Origin of the sequence: Pseudomonas synxantha (assembly GCF_900105675.1) — a bacterium.
Taxonomy (GTDB): domain Bacteria; phylum Pseudomonadota; class Gammaproteobacteria; order Pseudomonadales; family Pseudomonadaceae; genus Aquipseudomonas; species Aquipseudomonas synxantha.
In genome coordinates this window covers 1,623,105-1,636,198 of sequence record NZ_LT629786.1, presented here as the reverse complement: position 1 = coordinate 1,636,198, position 13,094 = coordinate 1,623,105, and the positions used below count along the sequence as shown (strand labels likewise).

Sequence of the window (13,094 nt, the reverse complement as noted above, 5' to 3'; positions counted from 1 at the left end):
TGGCGGCCTCAGCGATTGGCGTCGGAGTGGGTCATGGCGGTGTAGAACAGCCAGGACACCAACAGGATGATCAGGAAGTACACCAGGGAAAACGCCGCCGCCGGGCCCAGGTCGAATTGGCCTACGGCCATCTGGGTCAGCGTCTGACTGAGGAAAGTGGTGGCGTTACCCGGCCCGCCGCCAGTGAGGACGAAGGGCTCGGTGTAGATCATGAAACTGTCCATGAAGCGCAGCATCACCGCGATCAGCAACACGCTTTTCATCTTCGGCAATTGGATATGTCGGAACACTGCCCAGGCCGAGGCACGATCAATACGCGCCGCCTGGTAGTACACGTCCGGGATGGCCCGAAGACCGGAGTAGCACAGCAGCGCCACCAATGAGGTCCAGTGCCACACGTCCATCACCAGCACGGTGACCCAGGCGTCCATGGTATTGGCCGCATAGTTATAGCTGATGCCCATGGCGTTGAGGGTCGAACCCAGCAGGCCGATGTCGGCACGCCCGAAAATCTGCCAGATGGTGCCGACCACGTTCCACGGAATCAGCAGCGGAATGGCGAGAATGATCAGCACCAGCGATGACCAACGGCCCTTGGTTGGCATGGTCAGGGCGATGGCGATGCCCAGGGGGATTTCAATCAGCAGCACGCAGGCCGAATAGATGAACTGGCGCAGCAGCGAGTCGTGCAGGCGCGGATCAAGCAGCACCTGCTTGTACCAGTCAGCCCCGACGAAATAGCGGCTGGACTGGTCGAAAATGTCCTGCACCGAGTAGTTGACCACGGTCATCATCGGGATCACCGCACTGAACGCCACCAGCAGGAACACCGGCAACACCAGCCACCAGGCCTTGTTGTTCTGCACCTTGTTCATGGCGCCACCTCCAGCAGGTAATCGTCGGCGTAGAGCATCAGCCATTGCGCGGGGAAGCTGATCGACGCCCTGCCCTCCGGCACTGGCTTGTCTTCGGCCAGGCGCACTTTCAGCGGCGCGCCGTCGAGGTTGAGGGTCATGATCTTGTAGGTGCCGAGGTCTTCCACGTGCACGATCTCGGCTTGCAGGGCGTCAGGGTTGTACTCGTCCCATACGTGGATAAATTCCGGGCGGATGCCCACTTGGAGCTTTTGGTAGTCGGTGGCGCTGATACGTTGCTGCAAGGCCTCGGACAACGGCAGCAGCGTGTCGGCAAAGCCCACGCCGCCGGGCTTGGCCTGCACCTCAATCAGATTCATCCCGGGGCTGCCGATGAAATAGCCGACAAAGGTATGGCTTGGGCGCTCGAACAATTCACGCGGGGTGCCGAACTGCACGATCTGCCCGCCGTACATCACCGCGATCTTGTCGGCGAAGGTGGAAGCTTCCAGTTGATCGTGGGTGACGTAGACCATGGTGATATTGAACTGCTCATGAATCTGCTTGAGCTTGCGCCGCAGCTTCCATTTCAGGTGCGGGTCGATCACCGTCAACGGCTCGTCGAACAGGATCGCCGAGACGTCATCGCGGACCAGGCCACGGCCCATGGAGACTTTCTGTTTTTCGTCGGCGGTGAGGTTTCGGGCTTTTTTGTTCAGCAGGTTTTGCAGGTCGAGGACCTCGGCAATTTCCTGCACCTTGCTGTGGATTTTCGCCTCAGCCATGCCCTGGTTTCGCAGCGGGAAGGCCAGGTTATCGAACACCGTCATGGTGTCGTACACCACCGGGAACTGGAACACCTGGGCGATATTGCGTTTCTCCGGGGTCAGGTCGTTGACCACCTGGGTGTCGAACAGCACCTGGCCCTCGGAGGGGCTGAGCAGGCCGGAGATGATATTGAGCAACGTGGACTTGCCGCAGCCCGACGGCCCGAGCAAGGCGTAGGCGCCGCCCTGCTCCCATACGTGGTTCATTTCCCGGATAGCGTAGTCCTCTGGCCCCGCTGGCGTAGGGCTGTAGCTATGGGCTAGGTTACGCAAATGGATCTCGGCCATCAGGCAACCCTCGCGATACGGCGCCCTGGGGCCTGGACCAAACGGCCCTGGCCATCGAACACAAACAGTTTATGGGTGGGGATATACACGCGGATCGGCGCGTCGACGTCGTACTCGTGCACCCCCGGCAGGTGCAGCACCAGCAGGAAATGCTCGCTGCGTACATGCAGGAAGGTTTCCGAGCCGCTGATCTCGGCGACTTCCACGGTCACCGCCAGCTCCAGGTCATCGTCATTACTCGGCACCAGGCTGATGTGGCTGGGGCGCACGCCAAAGCGAAATTCGCCTTCGCCGATGGGACGCAGGTCGACGTTGAGCGGGAAATGCACGAAGTTGGCAAAACTGACTTCGTTGCCGCTGATGCGCCCGGGCATCAGGTTGATCGGCGGCTCGGAGAACAGCTCGGCGGCAAGCACGGTCTGCGGCTGGTGATAGACCTCGGCCGCCTTGCCGCTCTGGATCACGCGGCCCTCGTGAAGAATGGTGGTGGTGCCACCCAGGGCCAGGGCCTCGTTGGGTTCGGTGGTGGCATAGATGGCGATGGTATGACGTGCCTTGAACAGCTCGCGCATTTCCTGACGCAGCTCTTCGCGCAGTTTGTAGTCCAGGTTGACCAGCGGCTCATCGAACAGAATCAGTTCTGCGTCCTTGACCAAGGCGCGGGCCATGGCGGTGCGTTGCTGCTGACCGCCGGACAGTTCCAGCGGATGACGCTGCAGGAATTTCTCGATGCGCAGCATCCTGGCGGTTTCCAGCACCTTGCTCTGGATCAGCTCGTTGGACACACCGGCCTGGCGCAACGGCGAGGCGATGTTTTCGAATACGGTCATGGTCGGGTAGTTGATGAACTGCTGGTAGACCATCGACACATTTCGCAGGCGCACCGGTTTTTGCGTGACGTCCACGCCGTTCATCAGGATGCGGCCGCTGTCGGGCTTGTCCAGGCCGGCCATCAGGCGCATCAGGCTGGTCTTGCCGGACAGCGTGCGACCGAGCAAGACGTTGAACGAACCGGCTTCGAAACGCAGGTTGGCGTCGTCGATCCAGGTTTGGCCGTCGACAACGCGGGAGACATGTTCCAGGGTCAATGACATGACACGACCTTTTTATTATTGGAATGAATCTGGCCAGTCGTCAGAGCGAGTTTCGTGCCAAAACTGCAAGCGCTTGATGCGTAAGGAAATAGGTTAATGGGGATGTTCAGGAGTGAACAAAGTGGCTGAACAACTGAACACTTTCGGGGTTGACAATGAACAGTTCTGAACAACACTCTCATGACCAACAGAGGATAAAAATGTGGGAGGGGCGGTGCGACGATTCGACTTGCTCCCGATAGCGGTGTGTCAGTGAAAAAATGCTGACTGACACACCGCTATCGGGAGCAAGCCCCCTCCCACACTTGAACCCATTTCAATGGTTGAATGTGCACATCCAATAACAATAAAAATGAAGGTCGCACCATGGCCGAACCACTGGCTCACGACACCCTTATCCAGGATTCCTGGCGCCGTTGCCGCGCCTTTGGCCTGGATCACCAGAGCGCTCCCAGCTTTGACCAACTCCCCGCCGAAGGCATTCGCCAACTGTTGGAGAGCCAGCATTCACTGGTGCAGACCACCCACCAGGAAGTGCTGCCCTACTACGAGAACATCCTCAGCAATTCCAACTGCCTGATCATGCTGGCCGACAACCAGGGCCAGGTGCTGACCTCGTGGGGCACCCAGCGCTTTATCGAGCCCAAGCTGGCCCGTGGTTTCAGCCCTGGCGCCAGCTGGAAGGAGCGTTCCAGCGGCACCAATGCCATTGGCACCGCGCTGGCTTGCGCCCAGGCGGTGCATATCGAACACGATGAACACTTTCTCAAGGCCAACCGCTTCATGACCGGCTCGGCCGCCCCCATTTTCGATGCACAGCGCGAAATCATCGCGGTGCTGGATGTGTCCAGCGACAGCTACCTGCCGCCCTCCCACACCCTGGGCATGGTCAAGATGATGAGCCAGACCGTGGAAAACCGGCTGATCCTCAACCTGTTCCGCGGCGAACATTTCCAACTGACGTTCAACACCGGCTTAAGCAATCTCGACAGCCAGTGGGCCGGCCTGTTGATCTTCGATGAAAGCGGCCAGGTGCTGTCGGCCAACCGGCGTGCGGACAACCTGCTGGGTATCAGCCTGTCGCGGGTGATGATCGACCGTTTGTTCAAGGTCTCGCTGCTGGAGCTGCTCAACCAGCCGGAGGGCTTGCCGTTCTCGCTGCAGGCCGCGGGACGCAATCGGTTCCAGTGCCTGTTGAAGCGGCCCAAGCAGATGCCGGTGCAAGCGCGGGTGTTCAATGAACCGACGCCGCCGCCAACCCCGACCTCGATCAACCTCAAGACCCTGCATTTTGGCGATGCACGGGTGGAAAAAGCCGTGCGCCAGGCCGAGCGTCTGCTGGAAAAGGACATTCCGCTGCTGATCCACGGCGAGACCGGCGTGGGCAAAGAGGTGTTCGTCAAGGCCCTGCATCAGGCCAGTTCCCGCAGCCGCCAGGCGTTTATCGCGGTGAACTGTGCGGCGATTCCCGCTGAGTTGGTGGAATCGGAACTGTTCGGCTATGAAAAAGGCGCCTTCACCGGCGCCAATCAGAAAGGCAGCATCGGTCTGATCCGCAAGGCGGACAAGGGCACGCTGTTTCTCGATGAGATTGGCGATATGCCATTGCCGACCCAGGCCCGGTTGTTGCGGGTGTTGCAAGAGCGCTGCGTGCAACCGGTGGGCAGCAGCGAGGTGTTCCCGGTGGACTTGCGCATCATCTCGGCGACCAACCGGGCCCTGCGTGAGCTGGTGCAGGCCGGGCGCTTTCGTGAGGACTTGTACTACCGCATCGGCGGCCTGACCCTGGAGTTGCCGCCGTTGCGCGAGCGCACTGACAAACAGGCGTTGTTCCAGCAACTGTGGCAGCAACACCGCGAGCCGACCCAGTGGGCCGGGCTGAGTGCCGAGGTGCTGGGGTTGTTCGAGCAACATCCGTGGCCGGGGAATTTGCGCCAGGTGAGCAGCGTGTTACAGGTGGCGCTGGCAATGGCCGAAGAACAGCCGATCCGTGCGGAGCATCTGCCCGATGATTTTTTTGTCGATCTAAAAGAGGCGGCGCCGCTGTCTACACGTGAGCGCCTGGATGACAACCTGGATCTGAGCCAACGCCTTGAGGCCGTGGGCGGAAATATTTCCCACCTGGCGCGGGAACTGGGGGTAAGCCGCAACACCCTGTACAAACGCCTGCGCCAGCACGAAGGCTGATTTAACGCCAACTCCAAGACACACCGGTGTAAACACCACGTCCATCAGCAGGGGTAGAGCGTGCTGCGTCCATGCCCTTGTCGTCGTAACCCGGCGTAACGGTATTGGCATAACGACGGTTGGTGAGGTTGCGCAAGTCGACCCAGGCTTGCCAGTCCTGTTTGGGTGCGTCGTAGCCGAAGGTGGCACCGAAGGTAGTGTAGGCCGCGGCATAGTAGGAATTGGCGTAGTCCACAGCAACCCGTGAAGCATGCTCGGTGTTGAGGCTGGTGTAGAAACCCGTCGGGTGGCTGTAGCGCACCTGCGCCTGGTAGTAGTGCTTGGGGATGCCGGGCAGGGTGTTGTCACCGAAACGCTCATCGTCGCGGTAGTGGAAATCGCTGAAGGTGTAGGCCTGGCGCAGGTCGAGCTTGCCGCTGCGGCCGCCGTCCCATAACGGGCTGAGCAGGCCCAGTTCCACACCCTGGTGCACGGTGGGGCTGGCGTTGGATTCGGCGATAACGGCATTGCTGGTGGAGGTCTGGGCCTGGGTTTCCACGGAGAGCAGTTCGTGGCGTACTTCGGAGCGGTAGAGGGCCAGGTCCCACTGGCCGAGCCAGGCTTCGCCGCGCCCGCCGATTTCCAGGGTGGTGGCGGTCTGGTTCTTCAGGCTGACGCCTTCGCGTGCCAGCCCATTCGCGGGTCCGGTGCTGAAGTACTTGTTGGAACCCCAGATCATCGACCAGGCATGGGGCGGCTCCACCGAGCGGCTCAGGTTGGTGTACAGCTGCAATTGCGGGGTGAAGTCGTAACGCAGGCCGATGCGCGGTGCGTAGTCCCAGTCATGCTGACTGAGCGGCGCCTGGCCCTCGGGGTAAGTCACCTGGGTTTCGCGGCGGGTGTAGATCGCGGCGAGGCCGGTGGTGAGCCATAGGTCGGGGACCAGCTCCAGGTCGTTGCCGATGTGCAGCACGGTGTCTGACCCCAGGTAGCTGTAGTCGCGGGTCTTGGTGCCGGGGGCGTAGCTGGCGGTATTGCCAGTGGGGGTGCGTACGTACTCGGAGGCGCCATTGTTGGGCATCGCCTGGGTGGTACGCAAGCCGACGGTGGTTTTGCTGGCATGGCCGAACAGGCTGTCCTGGCGGATGTAGTTGAGGGTGCCGCTGATATCGGTGTAGGCGACTTTCAGGCGGTTGCTGCCTTCGCGCAGGTCCATGGGGTAGTCATGATAGGCCAGCCCGACCTCGACCCTTGATGCGTCGTCCAGTTGCAAGGTGGTCTTGTTGGCGATCCAGGTGGAGCCCGGTTGCAGGCGTTTGGAATCGCGAGCAGCATTCACGCTGTTGGCGGCACGCGGGTCATGGCTGACCTGGTAGCGCGTGAGCTTGCCGGGGGAATCGTTGGTGGTTTCGCGGTAGCGCAGGTAGAAACGCGTTTCCAGGTCCGGGTTGAAGCGGTAGCCAAAGTTGGCGGCAATGCCCTTGCCGGTGCCGGCGCTCTGGTGCTGGTAGCCGTCGGACTCTGAATCGGTAAGGCTGATGTAGTAGTCGGCATCCCCCAGCACCTGGCCGGAACTGACCTCGCGCTGGGCGTAGCCGCGACTGCCGACCTCGTAGCGCATTTGCAGCTTGGGCGCGTCGTAGCCGGTGTGGGTGACGTAATTGACCGAACCGCCCAAGGCCAATGCGCCCTGATCGAACCCATTGGCGCCCCGCAGCACTTCCACCCGGCTTTGCCACAGCGGGTCCTTGAGCTCATAGGGCGTGCCGCCGGGGCCAGTCAGCGGCAGGCCGTCGAACATCTCATACAGGCCGGAGCCATGGGCACCCGGGCTGCGGTTCAAGCCCGAGCCGCGAATGGATAACTTCACCCCTTCGTTATTCGCCGCCTTGGCGTACACCCCGGCCTGGTACTTGAACACATCTTCGTTAGTGCTGACACGCCCCTGTTGCACGCTGCTCATATCGATGTAGTTGGTGCCGCCGGGCACGCTGTTGAGCTGCGCCTGGGCGATTTCGCCAGCGCTGGCCTCAGTGGTGGTGACTTCGACCGGCGCCAATTGCAGGCCTTCGGCCTGTACCAGCGAGCTGAGAGTCAGGGCGGCAAAAAGGAACGGGGGTTGACGCAGCAACATTGGCGCGGGTCCTTGGAATTCAGGAGCGTGGCAGGCCGGGCCCACCACGCGAACAGTGATGGGAAGGCAGGCACGCCCGCCAAGTCACGCCTTATTGACGGACCAGGCGGCGTTCAAAACAGTATCGAACCTGATTTAGCCGTCCGGCGCCGCCAAAGCCCGCATCAGATCATCGGCCTCCGATCCTGCCGGGAAGCGGAAACCGCACATTGCTCCGTGGCCAGAATCTCACCCAGTGCATCGCGCAACTGGGCCTCCGTGGGCGAGTCACGCAGCAGCTTGTGGGCCGGCAACAGCAACTCGGCAGAGACGCCCTGGACAGTCGCCGCATCGATCACGGCGAAGAGGATAAACCGCAAACGTATTTCGCGATCCGTGGGCCAAACCGTTTTTCGTTTACCCAAGGTAGGGCCTCGTGTTTAAGAAAAATCCGAGGCTATTGCCCGCAGGGACGCGTTTCAAGCAGCAGGAGGCAAGATAGGCCGCTTCCTACAGTGGAAAGGGAAACACCGCACCGTTTGAGCTATTTATGCGCGTTGTCGCGTCTCACTGGACCGGCAGAAAATTCATCAGCAACAGGCTTTGTGCATAATTGAGGCCGATGCGGCGGTAACGTTCATCGAGAATTTCGGTAAGCAAGTCGAGGCGCGCAACGATCTTGCCGAACTCAACAGCAAAACTGAGGTTGCTGCCCTCTTCCGATATCTCATTGGAAAACAGCAGCAATACACCGTTGGCATCCTGGCGTTGGCTGAGCAGCCAGGTGGCCTTTTCGATATTGCGTGCGGCATTGCTGACGAATTGCGGGTTGATCGAGTCAGTCACATAAAACTGCGTGCGCCCGCCGTGGGCGGTCACGAGCATGCTGCCGATCGCGTAGATAAACGCACCGACCCGGTCGCCACGAAAGTCGGGACTCAACGAATAACTCAGCGCGGCCAAATCACGCCGGTCTCCCAGTGCGGGCAAGGGTTGGCGGTTTTCGATGGCCTGGCGGATTTCCCGCGCAGCGCTCACCGCATCCGGGTAACCCGACTGGCGCCACTGGTTGGGGTTACGCAGGTAGAGCTTGCTCATCAGCAGGTAGAGGCTTTGCAGGTTGTCACGCATGCCCAGGGTCGCCATGCGGTCGACGCTGGTCTGGAAGAACTCATCGGGCTTGCCGCTGCTGAACTGCCTGGCGATATCGCGGCCTTGTTGCTGGCTGCAGCCCACTGCGCAGAGCGCGAATACCACAGCCAACAACAGCGGCCATAGCGAGGTAAAAACGGTTGACGTTCGATCCATCGGCACCGGGTCTGATTCTGTGGGCTACCCGCGGGAGTCGGGTGGCCGGGACAGGGATAGATCAGCAGAATGGAAAAAAGTGCAGCCGCACGGGTCAGATAAGCATAGGACTACAGGCGCTGATCTGACCCGGCACTGGATGAACGGGTGCGTTAAAGCAGTATCGTGGCAAGCATGCCCAAGGCGCCCAGGCAAAACCCGACCAGCGCGCCGCGCCCTGGCGCTTCATGAAACAGCGACCACACCACCACTGGCTCAAGCAGCAACAAGGACGTGACCGAGACCACGGTGACAATCCAGATGTCACCCACCGCCCTATACCCCAGCCAATAGGCGCCCAGCAGGCAAAACCCGGCAAAACACATCACCACGACGGGCAGCACAAACGCTCCCCAGGAGCCGCCACCGGTGTGGGCCAGCCTGGCGGTTACCACCTCGCTGTAGATTGCACAAAACTCCCCGATCACCATCAACCCTAAAGCAAAAACTCCGAGTAGTTCTTTGGACATATCAAAAATTCCTTCGTATTCAGCGCGATATTTTTCAGCTCCCAGCCAGTGATGCTGGCGTCCAGGGAGGCATTGCCTTCATACGAAGTGCGTTTGAAAAGGCCTGAATTATCGAAGTACTTGTCCATGCTCGTATCCTTCAAAGGGGGTTGAGGCTCAGCGGCCCGATGCCGGGCGCGTGCTGATCATAGAGGCATCGTGATGTCATTCACAAATAGGGAATGCCGATACGTGTTTGCGCAGCTTTTGGCGCCTTGCTGACGGCAACCTGCCACACAGCCACTGCCCATGCTAACCAAGCGCCGTGTCCAGAAACATCATCACCGCAAAGCCCAACATCAACCCCAATGTGGCAGATGTCTGGTGCCCATTGCGGTGGGTTTCTGGAATGACTTCGTGAGACACGACAAAAATCATCGCCCCTGCGGCAAGTCCTAATGCGATGGGATAACCCAAGGCAAATCCACTTGAAATCCCCAGGCCGACCACAGCGCCCAGCGGCTCCATCAGTCCGGAGCCGATGGCAACAAGCGCGGCGCGCAATGCCGAAATGCCGGTCACGCGCAGCGCCAGTGCCACCGCCAGGCCCTCAGGGATATCCTGGATGGCGATAGCGGTTGTCAGGGGCATGCCAACGGTCAGGTCTCCATGGGCAAAGCTGACACCAATGGCCATGCCCTCGGGCAGGTTATGCAGCGTGATCGCAAGAACAAACAACCAGACACGGTTGAAGCGCTCGGTCTGTGGACCTTGGCGTCCAATCTCGGCATGTTCGTGAGGTACGAAGCGGTCAAGTCCGACCATCAGCGCAACGCCAAGGGCAAGCCCCAACACGACGACGCCCGCGGCCAACAGCTGATTGCCACTGATGGCTTGAGCGGCGTCAATGCCTGGCAGGATCAATGAGAAGGAACTCGCTGCAAGCATCATCCCGGCGGCGAACCCCAGCATCACATCCTGGGTCTTCGCGCCGATATCACGCAAAAGTATTGCAGCGATGGCACCGGCTGCCGTCGCGACAAAACCACTCGCGCCCCCCAATACGGCGTAGCGAAGGTGGTTTTTATCGGCATCTACAATCGCGCTATACCCGCAAACGAGCAGCAGGACAGTGACCGTCGCAAGAACCGTCCAGAATAACCTTCCTGACCAGCCCAACTGCGCAGCACGCTGGACCCAGCCGTTCTTCAAGCCTTCAGGCGCCGTGGTCAATTCCGACATCAGCCGCCCCGCTTGATTGAACCGCGCCGCGCAGGACGTTTCATCAACGCCAGTTGCTGGGCAATACGCCCAGCATCACGCTCGAACGAAGCGGCTGCCGAGCGGAATAGAGCGTCCAATGCTGTAACTGAAGTCGAAGCCATATTCACGTGATCACGACTCATGGGAATCTCCTGATTATAATTTTTCAGCTTGGGCCGCACGCCACTACGGGCGTGCGGCAATGGTTGCTCAAACATTCATGTCAGGTTGGCCGCCCGAGCCGAGATCAGCACCGGTAATCGGGTCTGAATCCGGGTCCGACATCGTCCTGGCTTTCATGTCCATTAGCAGCGCTTCATCATCGGCATCCAGGTTAACGCTCGCAGAACCGTCCCCTCCATCGACAGCCGGCCCTGGCTGCTCGACGAACTCCCAATCTTCCCCCTGGTTCCAGGGCCCGCGCGTGCTCTCAGCGCCCTGGGACATATTGAAGTAAACGTTGGTGAACTCCGGCATACCCGGGAGTTTCCCTTGAGGAAAGTTTGGTTGAATGGCATGCAACGCTTTTTCAAACGAGAGTTGATGGGCAATCTCGCGGGTCATCAAGAACCCCAGCGCCTCCTTGACACCAGGGTCGTCCGTGACATTCATCAAGCGTTCATAAACAATCTTGGCGCGCGCTTCTGCGGCGATATTGGAGCGGAAGTCGGCCGTCGGCTCACCGATGGTGTCGACGTACGCGGCTGACCAAGGCACCCCAGCGGAGTTGGTCAACGGCGCCCCGGCGCCATAGAGCAGGCTGGTGATATGCGAATCGTTGCCCGCGCCGTTAATCGCCCTGTACAGCTCGCCCTCCTCTTCCACACCTTCGGCCACTCGGCCCTTTGCGCCCTTGTTGAGCATCACGATAATGGAGCCGACGATTTCAAGATGGCTCAGTTCCTCCGTGGCAATATCCATCAACAAGTCTTTACGCCCAGGGTCATCCTCGGCCAAGGCCTGGGTAAAGTATCGGGATGCCGCGGCGAGCTCGCCATTGGCGCCGCCAAACTGTTCGAGCAGCAGGTTGGCAAGCCCCGGATTGGGTTCTGCAACACGTACCGTGTATTGAAGTCGCTTGTTATGTAAAAACATGACAAATCTCCTCAGGCTGGAAGACGAAACTCAATCGGCAAGACGTCGACTGCGTCCTCTCAGTTATCTGAAGTGGCCCGTCGGGCAAAATTTCAAATAGATTTGGCGGTGGGTGACAAGCGGTCGAAGAGCCGATGTAGAAACCCAGGCAGGAAGATCTGCTGCACGCTGATCCGGTACGGTGGGTGTGGCGTCCCCACTGGGCCAAAGACCGCGCCGCCGCAGTCAATGCTCGGGTTATCCGCCGTGCACGGCCCAGCGCGATATAAATGCTTTAATGCACGCGATACCCAGATAGCAAAGGAAAATGCGCGATGAACAAATACCTGCTGTGTACGCTGTTGGCACTGGTCGCGGGGTGCAGCACGGGCCCCTACCTGCATCCGGAATCGTCGGTGGGCCAGAATGCCCTGCTCTCACGAACCTGCCCGGGTGCACACGCCGCAATCAGTTTTACGCCACTGTCCGAAGAGCTCAACTGGGTTCGCGTGCTGGTGTATGTGGCCCCGCCGGGGACACTCAGTTGGCCGGGTAAGGTGAGGGCTACCGACACAGAACTTCGCCTGTTCGGGCGCCTGTATAAACCGCATCTGGGCAACGCCGCCACATCGCTTTGGGTAAGTGCGGCCTCGCCTGACGTAACCGTGAAACTGGCTTCTGGGCAGACCTATCAGGTCAGTATTGAGCAGTTGAAAACTGGGTTCGACCCCAAGCAAATATCCACGTCCTCGATTAAAGGCACAGCTTTGGGTAAAGGCGACATGGACGACTTCACGCTGACCTTTCCGGATATCTTCGTCAACGGTGAAAAAGTCCCCATGGCGCCGATTCACTTCAAAAAGCGCGAAGAGCGTTATGCGCCGGTGTTCAACTGCTGAATCGAATCGGTCGGTGCTTATGAAACCGAATTACCTTGGACAAAAGCCAGCTTGACTCCGAGCCCTACAAAAGCGGCGGCAAAACTCCTGCGCATCCACTTGAGTATGTCTGGATTCGCCAGAATGCGGCCGCGAACACCCGCGGCAAATACTCCGTAGCCGATGAACACCATGAATGTCATTGCCATGAAGATGAACGAGAGTTGCAGCATGAGCAGAGTGGGTTGCTCGACGTTTTGGCCAATGAATTGTGGCAGGAAGGCAAAGAAGAAGATCGACAGCTTGGGGTTAAGCAGATTCACCAGGATGGCATGCCGGATCACCCCCCAATCGGATTGGGCGCAGCTATCGGCATCCAGTTGTAATGGACCGTCGGCCTTGAGCGTCATCCATGCCATATAAAGCAGGTAGGCGACTCCAGCGTATTTGAGCGCTTCAAAAGCAGCGGTGCTGGTATGTAGAAGAGCAGCCAGGCCCGTAATCGCTGCGAGCATGTGGGGCAAAATGCCCAGCGTACAACCCAGGGCCGCGATGACCGCCGCCCGGGGTCCCCGCGACAAGCCAGCGGCCAAAGTGACCAGCGCACCAGTCCCAGGTGAAGCAATGATGATCAGGGACGTAAGAAGAAACTCGGTATTCATGGCACCAGCGCCTTTGTGAGGGATATGGAGGGATATTCAGCCTCGATCCTCACTCACAGTGGTCTATGCGTCTTGAATA

General features: G+C 59.6%; 13 protein-coding genes and 2 pseudogenes. 3 read left to right on the top strand and 12 right to left on the bottom strand.

All coding sequences use genetic code 11. From position 1 onward, the window contains the following. Positions 1-8 precede the first annotated feature (8 nt). From BLU48_RS07925 to BLU48_RS07915, 3 genes are read right to left on the bottom strand one after another with little or no spacing between them, the layout of a single operon-like run. Positions 9-875, bottom strand: coding sequence for a carbohydrate ABC transporter permease (locus BLU48_RS07925; protein WP_005789024.1), 867 nt, complete (start codon positions 873-875; stop codon positions 9-11). Further along, complete coding sequence (locus BLU48_RS07920) at positions 872-1,969, bottom strand: ABC transporter ATP-binding protein (protein ID WP_057025580.1); 1,098 nt, start codon at positions 1,967-1,969, stop codon at positions 872-874. Before BLU48_RS07920 ends, BLU48_RS07925 begins: the two co-directional genes overlap by 4 nt. Further along, complete coding sequence (locus BLU48_RS07915) at positions 1,969-3,063, bottom strand: ABC transporter ATP-binding protein (RefSeq protein ID WP_043046713.1); 1,095 nt, start codon at positions 3,061-3,063, stop codon at positions 1,969-1,971. The genes BLU48_RS07920 and BLU48_RS07915 overlap by 1 nt, the downstream gene beginning before the upstream one ends. 366 nt (positions 3,064-3,429) lie before the next feature. Here BLU48_RS07915 and BLU48_RS07910 point away from each other — a divergent pair, with 366 nt between their 5' ends. Beyond that, positions 3,430-5,250: a sigma-54-dependent Fis family transcriptional regulator gene (locus BLU48_RS07910; RefSeq protein WP_057025579.1), complete on the top strand. Its 1,821-nt coding sequence runs from the start codon at positions 3,430-3,432 to the stop codon at positions 5,248-5,250. 1 nt (position 5,251) lies between these two features. Here the strand turns inward: BLU48_RS07910 and BLU48_RS07905 are convergent, their stop codons facing one another. The 8 genes and pseudogenes from BLU48_RS07905 to BLU48_RS07880 form a co-directional block, all read right to left on the bottom strand. Next, positions 5,252-7,363 carry a TonB-dependent receptor family protein gene (locus BLU48_RS07905; RefSeq protein ID WP_057025578.1) on the bottom strand — a complete coding sequence of 704 codons (2,112 nt, stop codon included), beginning with the start codon at positions 7,361-7,363 and terminating at the stop codon, positions 5,252-5,254. A 135-nt stretch (positions 7,364-7,498) separates the two neighbouring features. After that, positions 7,499-7,767 (bottom strand): annotated as a pseudogene (locus BLU48_RS07900) (hypothetical protein). A gap of 142 nt (positions 7,768-7,909) precedes the next feature. After that, on the bottom strand, positions 7,910-8,650 hold the full coding sequence (locus tag BLU48_RS07895; protein WP_057025577.1) for a hypothetical protein: 741 nt from the start codon (positions 8,648-8,650) through the stop codon (positions 7,910-7,912). A gap of 152 nt (positions 8,651-8,802) precedes the next feature. Continuing rightward, positions 8,803-9,120, bottom strand: coding sequence for a hypothetical protein (locus tag BLU48_RS07890; RefSeq protein ID WP_046068601.1), 318 nt, complete (start codon positions 9,118-9,120; stop codon positions 8,803-8,805). Positions 9,121-9,125: 5 nt separating this feature from the next. Further along, positions 9,126-9,287 (bottom strand): hypothetical protein, encoded by a 162-nt coding sequence (locus BLU48_RS31995; RefSeq protein WP_164484442.1) that lies wholly within the window; start codon positions 9,285-9,287, stop codon positions 9,126-9,128. 163 nt (positions 9,288-9,450) lie between these two features. Beyond that, positions 9,451-10,380, bottom strand: a complete 930-nt coding sequence (locus BLU48_RS07885) for a ZIP family metal transporter (protein ID WP_057025576.1) — start codon at positions 10,378-10,380, stop codon at positions 9,451-9,453. Beyond that, a complete protein-coding gene (locus tag BLU48_RS31655) occupies positions 10,380-10,544 on the bottom strand; it encodes a hypothetical protein (protein WP_156422425.1) in 165 nt (54 codons plus the stop codon). Before BLU48_RS31655 ends, BLU48_RS07885 begins: the two co-directional genes overlap by 1 nt. A gap of 67 nt (positions 10,545-10,611) precedes the next feature. Beyond that, a complete protein-coding gene (locus BLU48_RS07880; protein WP_057025575.1) occupies positions 10,612-11,496 on the bottom strand; it encodes a manganese catalase family protein in 885 nt (294 codons plus the stop codon). A 149-nt stretch (positions 11,497-11,645) separates the two neighbouring features. Between BLU48_RS07880 and BLU48_RS32615 the strand changes: the two are divergent. Beyond that, positions 11,646-11,735, top strand: a pseudogene (locus BLU48_RS32615) (DUF159 family protein); the annotation flags it as partial. A 75-nt stretch (positions 11,736-11,810) separates the two neighbouring features. After that, entirely contained in the window at positions 11,811-12,374 is a 564-nt protein-coding gene (locus BLU48_RS07875; RefSeq protein ID WP_057025574.1) for a hypothetical protein, read from the top strand. Positions 12,375-12,391: 17 nt separating this feature from the next. On the opposite strand, the gene BLU48_RS07870 is transcribed toward BLU48_RS07875, so the two are convergent. Then, positions 12,392-13,015: a LysE family translocator gene (locus BLU48_RS07870; protein WP_057025573.1), complete on the bottom strand. Its 624-nt coding sequence runs from the start codon at positions 13,013-13,015 to the stop codon at positions 12,392-12,394. Positions 13,016-13,094 lie beyond the last annotated feature (79 nt).

Bases quoted from the DNA above. Each gene is read 5' to 3' on its own strand.
- BLU48_RS07925 (WP_005789024.1), bottom strand. From the start codon at position 875: ATGAACAAGGTGCAGAACAACAAGGCCTGGTGGCTGGTGTTGCCGGTG.
- BLU48_RS07920 (WP_057025580.1), bottom strand. From the start codon at position 1,969: ATGGCCGAGATCCATTTGCGTAACCTAGCCCATAGCTACAGCCCTACG.
- BLU48_RS07915 (WP_043046713.1), bottom strand. From the start codon at position 3,063: ATGTCATTGACCCTGGAACATGTCTCCCGCGTTGTCGACGGCCAAACC.
- BLU48_RS07910 (WP_057025579.1), top strand. From the start codon at position 3,430: ATGGCCGAACCACTGGCTCACGACACCCTTATCCAGGATTCCTGGCGC.
- BLU48_RS07905 (WP_057025578.1), bottom strand. From the start codon at position 7,363: ATGTTGCTGCGTCAACCCCCGTTCCTTTTTGCCGCCCTGACTCTCAGC.
- BLU48_RS07895 (WP_057025577.1), bottom strand. From the start codon at position 8,650: ATGGATCGAACGTCAACCGTTTTTACCTCGCTATGGCCGCTGTTGTTG.
- BLU48_RS07890 (WP_046068601.1), bottom strand. From the start codon at position 9,120: ATGGTGATCGGGGAGTTTTGTGCAATCTACAGCGAGGTGGTAACCGCC.
- BLU48_RS31995 (WP_164484442.1), bottom strand. From the start codon at position 9,287: ATGGACAAGTACTTCGATAATTCAGGCCTTTTCAAACGCACTTCGTAT.
- BLU48_RS07885 (WP_057025576.1), bottom strand. From the start codon at position 10,380: ATGTCGGAATTGACCACGGCGCCTGAAGGCTTGAAGAACGGCTGGGTC.
- BLU48_RS31655 (WP_156422425.1), bottom strand. From the start codon at position 10,544: ATGAGTCGTGATCACGTGAATATGGCTTCGACTTCAGTTACAGCATTG.
- BLU48_RS07880 (WP_057025575.1), bottom strand. From the start codon at position 11,496: ATGTTTTTACATAACAAGCGACTTCAATACACGGTACGTGTTGCAGAA.
- BLU48_RS07875 (WP_057025574.1), top strand. From the start codon at position 11,811: ATGAACAAATACCTGCTGTGTACGCTGTTGGCACTGGTCGCGGGGTGC.
- BLU48_RS07870 (WP_057025573.1), bottom strand. From the start codon at position 13,015: ATGAATACCGAGTTTCTTCTTACGTCCCTGATCATCATTGCTTCACCT.